3 protein-coding genes are annotated in these 1,817 nt (G+C 57.3%); all 3 read left to right on the top strand.

Annotation, left to right across the window (positions count from 1 at the left end; all coding sequences use genetic code 11):
- The coding region (gene adh, locus WA354_RS03835; protein WP_472811686.1) for an aldehyde dehydrogenase at positions 1 to 1,098 on the top strand (1,098 nt) is incomplete at its 5' end.
- A gap of 99 nt (positions 1,099 to 1,197) precedes the next feature.
- Positions 1,198 to 1,602, top strand: coding sequence for a DUF779 domain-containing protein (locus WA354_RS03830; RefSeq protein ID WP_472811685.1), 405 nt, complete (start codon positions 1,198 to 1,200; stop codon positions 1,600 to 1,602).
- 53 nt (positions 1,603 to 1,655) lie between these two features.
- Positions 1,656 to 1,817 (top strand): thiolase family protein (locus tag WA354_RS03825; RefSeq protein ID WP_472811687.1); only part of this gene is annotated, 162 nt, incomplete at its 3' end.

Raw genomic sequence — 1,817 nt, 5'->3', positions numbered from 1 at the left:
ATCGATCACGACACCGTCGCGTATCACTTCCATGAGCCGCTTGGCGTTGTGGGCCAGATCATTCCGTGGAACTTTCCCATCCTGATGGCGACGTGGAAGCTTGCTCCGGCGATTGCCGCCGGAAACTGCGTAGTTCTGAAGCCCGCGGAGCAAACCCCCGCCAGCATCCTGGTCTGGGCGGAGTTGGTGGGCGATATCCTGCCTCCCGGCGTGCTCAACATCGTCAATGGGTTCGGCCTCGAAGCCGGCAAGCCGCTGGCCTCAAGTTCACGTGTAGCGAAGATCGCCTTTACAGGCGAAACCACCACTGGCCGGCTGATCATGCAGTACGCCAGCCAGAACCTGATTCCCGTAACGCTGGAGCTCGGCGGCAAATCTCCGAACATCTTCTTCGCCGATGTTTTGAACGAAGACGATGACTTCTTCGATAAGGCGATTGAAGGCTTCGTGATGTTCGCGCTCAATCAAGGCGAAGTCTGCACTTGCCCAAGCCGCGCGCTCATTCAGGAAAGCATCTACGACAAGTTCATGGAGCGGGCACTCAAGCGTGTAGCGGCCATCAAGCAGGCCAATCCGCTTGAGAGCGACACCATGATCGGCGCACAGGTCTCGACCGAGCAATTGGAAAAAATTCTCAGCTACATCGATATCGGCAAGAAGGAAGGTGCAGAGGTTCTGGCCGGCGGAAATCGCGCCCAACTCGGCGGTGAGCTGGACACCGGCTTCTACGTGCAGCCAACCGTATTTAAAGGCCACAACAAGATGCGCATTTTCCAGGAAGAGATCTTCGGGCCTGTCGTCTCCGTCACGACATTTAAGAACGAAGCCGATGCTCTTGAAATTGCCAATGACACGCTCTACGGATTAGGCGCAGGCCTGTGGACGCGGGATGTGAATCGCGTTCATCGTCTCGGCCGCGGTATTCAGGCGGGACGCGTGTGGGTCAATTGCTACCACGCATATCCCGCGCACGCCGCATTTGGAGGCTACAAGCAATCTGGCATAGGCCGCGAAACGCACAGCATGATGCTCGATCACTATCAGCAGACCAAGAACATGCTGGTCAGTTACAGCCCGAAGAAGCTCGGCTTCTTTTAAAGATAGGGAATAGGGACTAGGGAATAGGGAGTAAGCTGGATGCCCCATCCATGAGGCAGTTTCATCGCGTCATGGGTGGGAAAGCACGAATCTTAACGAATGAAGCATCGACAAGAATCTGCGGTTATGCCGGAAATCCCCAAACAAGTCGAGGCCACCGACCTCGCCATCCACCTTATCCGCGTTTTACGCGAGAAGCACGGGCCGCTGATGTTTCACCAGTCGGGGGGCTGCTGCGACGGCAGCTCGCCCATGTGCTATCCGCGCGGCGAATTCCTCGTCGGCGACTCCGACGTGCAACTCGGCGAAGTCGATGGCGAACCCTTCTATATGAGCCGCAGCCAGTTCGAATACTGGAAACACACCCACCTCACGCTCGATGTAGTTCCCGGCCGAGGTGGCATGTTCTCGCTGGACAACGCCGAAGGCCTGCGCTTCCTCATCCGCTCCCGTGTCTTCGACGAGGATGAGATTCGTGAACTTCGCGAGGCGGGGCGCATCTAACGTTTGGGGTCGTAATATAGGTGCCGCACCATCTCATACATCGGGAGATCTCCATGTCAGAGGTCGTGATCGTTTCGGCCGTCCGCACGCCCATCGGAAAATTTCAAGGCTCTTTGCAGTCCTACACCGCGCCGAAACTGGGTGCGCTGGTGGTACGCGAGGCGGTCAAACGGGCAGGGGTTGAACCGCAGCAGGTTGACGAGACCATCATGGGC

The organism is Occallatibacter sp., assembly GCF_049802275.1.
GTDB lineage: Bacteria > Acidobacteriota > Terriglobia > Terriglobales > Acidobacteriaceae > Telmatobacter.
The sequence above is the reverse complement of the archived record's forward strand: the minus strand, read 5'-3'. Positions and strand labels throughout refer to the sequence as shown.